The 3,679-nt window shown below is 72.1% G+C and carries 3 protein-coding genes; 2 read left to right on the top strand and 1 reads right to left on the bottom strand.

Features of this window, described 5'->3' with window-relative positions; all coding sequences use genetic code 11:
* Positions 1–486: inositol monophosphatase family protein (locus Q0C12_RS14740; RefSeq protein WP_290891526.1), on the top strand; the 486-nt coding region annotated here is incomplete at its 5' end.
* Positions 487–535: 49 nt separating this feature from the next.
* On the opposite strand, the gene Q0C12_RS14735 is transcribed toward Q0C12_RS14740, so the two are convergent.
* Positions 536–1,237 carry a VIT1/CCC1 transporter family protein gene (locus Q0C12_RS14735; protein WP_290891524.1) on the bottom strand — a complete coding sequence of 234 codons (702 nt, stop codon included), beginning with the start codon at positions 1,235–1,237 and terminating at the stop codon, positions 536–538.
* A 139-nt stretch (positions 1,238–1,376) separates the two neighbouring features.
* Here Q0C12_RS14735 and Q0C12_RS14730 point away from each other — a divergent pair.
* Positions 1,377–3,679, top strand: a 2,303-nt coding sequence (locus tag Q0C12_RS14730; protein ID WP_290891522.1) for a chemotaxis protein CheB, incomplete at its 3' end; no start/stop codon positions are given.

Genomic DNA, 3,679 nt, shown 5'->3' with positions numbered 1-3,679 from the left:
TATCTCAAGATGTTCGAGGAGGTGATGCAGCACTGCGCCGGCGTGCGCCGCCCGGGCGCCGCGGCGCTCGACCTCTGCTACGTGGCCGCCGGCTGGTACGACGGCTTCTTCGAGACCGGGCTCTCGCCCTGGGACGTCGCCGCCGGCTCGCTGCTGGTCACCGAGGCCGGCGGCCTCATCGGCAACTTCACCGGCGAGGCCGACTACCTGCACCAGCGCGAGGTTGTGGCCGGCGCGCCGAAGATCTACGGCCAGCTCGTGCAGATGCTCAGGCCCTACACGCGGGTGATCAAGGAGAGCGAGCCTGCATCCGCAGCGCCCCTGCCGGCCGTTGCGGGCGATGCGGCGGCGCCCGATGCGACCGCCGCGTTCGTCGAGGCCGCCACGGGCGAGGCGGGCGCCGGTGACACGCCGCCGCCGCGGAGGGCCCCGATCCGCGTCAAGCGCGTAGGCATCGCCAAGCCTGGCGAAGGCAGGCGCCGCTAGCCGGGTCCCGCCAGGCGGCAGCTGGCGCGGCCCGCGCCGGCCCCCCGGTTCACCCCGCAGCGCCGAAGAGCGCCCCTGCTGCCGCGGTCGCCGCCATGGCGAGTGCGCCCCAGAAGGTCACGCGCACGGCCGCGGGCGCGACCTTGGCCCCTCCGGCCCTCGCCGCCACCGCGCCCAGGCCGGCCAGGAAGAGCAGCGCCGTGCCGACCACCCACGCCATCAGCCGCGGCGCCGGCGCCAGCGCCGTCACGGCCAGCGGCAAGGCGGCGCCGACGGCAAAGCTGGCCGCCGAGGCCAGCGCCGCCTGCACCGGCTTGGCCGTGAACGAGGCCGAGATGCCGAGCTCGTCCCGCGCGTGCGCCGCCAGCGGGTCGTGCGCCGACAGCTGTTGCGCCACCTGCAGCGCCAGGCCCTGCTCGAGGCCGCGCGCCACGTAGATGCCGGTGAGCTCGCGCAGTTCCGCGGCCGGGTCCTTCTCGAGCTCGGCTTGCTCGCGCGACAGGTCGGCCTTTTCGGTGTCCGCCTGCGAGTGCACCGAGACGTATTCGCCGGCGGCCATCGACATCGCCCCGGCCACCAGGCCTGCAACCCCCGTCACCACGAGGCTGGCGTGGCTCGCACCGGCCGCCGCGACACCGGCCACGAGGCTGGCCGTGGAAACGATGCCGTCGTTGGCGCCGAGCACGGCGGCGCGCAGCCAGCCGATGCGGTCGGTGCGATGGCCTTCGACGTGGCGACGAATGGAAGTCATGGGAGTCCTTGAGGTGTCCGGGGCGCTGCGCAAGCAAGAGCGCCCCCGTGCCTGCGAGTAGGCCCCAGGCGCATCGCAACCGCTTGACTCGCATCAACCCGGGGCCCTGCGCCAGCTTCGTCGAGCCGCATACTCGCGCATGCGCGGTGCGGCCACCTCCCGACCTCCTGCCGTTGCCGCCGCAGTGCCGTTCCGCATCGTCGGTCTGGGCGCTTCGGCCGGCGGCCTGGCGCCGCTGGAGGAGTTCCTGGCCCAGGTGCCGGCCGGCAGCGGCCTGGCCTACGTCGTGGTACAGCACATGGACCCGACGCACAAGGCGATGCTCGGCGAGTTGCTGCAGCGTGCGACATCGATGCCGGTGCACGAGGTGACGGATGCCCAGCGCGTCGAGGCCGACACGGTCTACGTGATCCCGCCGAACACCGAGATCACGCTGTCCGGGAATCACCTGCTTCGCCTGGCCGCGCCTTCGCAGCCCCGCGGCCTGCGCCTGCCGATCGATGTGCTCTTCAGCTCGCTCGCCCGCGAGCTGGGCGACCGTGCCATCGGCGTCGTGCTCTCCGGCATGGGCTCCGATGGCACGCTGGGCCTGCAGGCCATCCGGATGCAGGGTGGCCTCACCGTGGCTCAACAGCCGGATTCGGCGCAGTTCGACTCCATGCCCAAGAGCGCGATCGCAGCGGGCTGCGTCGACATCGTCGCCCTGCCCGGCGAGATGCCGGCACGCATCCTTCGCGTCGCCGCGCCGCCCACGCCGCCAGGGCCGCCCCCTGCGCCCGCCGACGATGCCGACGCGCCCGCGCTGAGCGCCATCCTGGCCCTGCTGCACGAGCAGACCCGCCGCGACCTCTCGCTGTACAAGCCGAGCACGCTGCTGCGGCGCATCGCCCGCCGCATGGCCGTGCACGGCCTGGACACGATGGAGGCCTACGCGGCCCTGCTGCGCGAGAACCCGCAGGAAGTCGAGCTGCTGTTCAAGGAACTGCTGATCGGCGTCACCGCATTCTTCCGCGACCCCGAGGTCTGGCAGGACCTGCAGGAGACGGTGCTGCCGGCGCTGCTGGCCCGCCACGGCAGCCAGGGCGAGCGCCTGCGCGCCTGGGTGGCGGGCTGCTCCACCGGCGAGGAGGCCTATTCGCTGGCGATGGCCTTCATCGAGTGCATCGAGGCCCGGCCCGAGTTCGGCGCGCGCCAGTTGCAGGTCTTCGCCACCGACCTCAGCGCCGATGCGATCGCCGTCGCGCGCGGCGGGCACTATCCGGCGGCGGTCGCCCGCGACCTTTCGCCGCAGCGCCTGGCCCGCTTCTTCGTGCAGCGCGACGGCGGCTACCAGACCGACGCCCGCCTGCGCGAGATGGTGCTGTTCGCGCAGCATGACGTCATCCTCGACCCGCCGTTCACGCGGCTGGACATCCTGTCGTGCCGCAACCTGCTCATCTACTTCGGCGTCGCGCTGCAGCAGCGCCTGGTGCCGTTGTTCCACTACAGCCTGCGCCCCGGCGGCGCACTGCTGCTCGGTGGCTCGGAGACCATCGGCCGGGCGCAGGCCCTGTTCCGGCCGCTGCACCCGAAGGCACGGCTATATTGGCGCAACGACCACGGGGGCGCCGTCGGTGCGGTCGTGTTTCCCACCCAGCGCCGTGCCTCTTCGCGCACGGTGCCCCAGGAGGCTCATCTGCCACATCCCACCACGCCCCCGGCCAACCTGCAGTCGCTGGCCGACCAGGTGCTGCTGCAGGTCTTCTCGCCGCCCGCCGTGCTCGTCAACGAAGGGGGCGACATCGTCTACATCAGCGGGCGCACCGGCCGCTACCTCGAGCCGGCCGCCGGCAAGGCGAACTGGAACATCCACGTGATGGCGCGCCCGGGCATCCGGGCCCAGCTTGCCGCCGCGCTGCGCAGCACCCTGATGGACAAGAAGCCGGTCGAATTGCGCGGACTTCGCCTGGACGACGAGGCGCCCGGGGGCGTCGACATCACCGTCTCGGCAATCCAGCAGCCCAAGGCGCTCGAGGGCATGGCGATGGTCGTCTTCCGCGACGTGCCGGCGGCGCCGCGCGCCCGGCGCGCCAAGGCCCATGCGGTGGACCCCGTGCTGAACGACGAACTGGCGCGGGCTCGCGAGGAGATCCGCGCGCTGCGCCAGGAGATGCACGCCTCGCAGGAAGAGCTGCAGGCAGCCAACGAGGAGCTGCAATCGACCAACGAGGAACTGCAGTCCGCCAACGAGGAACTGACGACCTCGAAGGAGGAGGCGCAGTCCATGAACGAGGAGCTGCAGACCATCAACGGCGAGCTGCAGTCCAAGCTCGACGACCTGGCCCTCGCGCAAAGCGACATGCAGAACCTGCTCAACAGCACCGAGATCGCCACGCTGTTCCTCGACAACCACCTCAACGTGCGCCGCTTCACCGAGAAGATCGCGCGCGTGGTGCACCTGCG

Source organism: Arenimonas sp. (assembly GCF_022842045.1).
Lineage (GTDB): Bacteria > Pseudomonadota > Gammaproteobacteria > Xanthomonadales > Xanthomonadaceae > Arenimonas.
The sequence above is the reverse complement of the archived record's forward strand: the minus strand, read 5'-3'. Positions and strand labels throughout refer to the sequence as shown.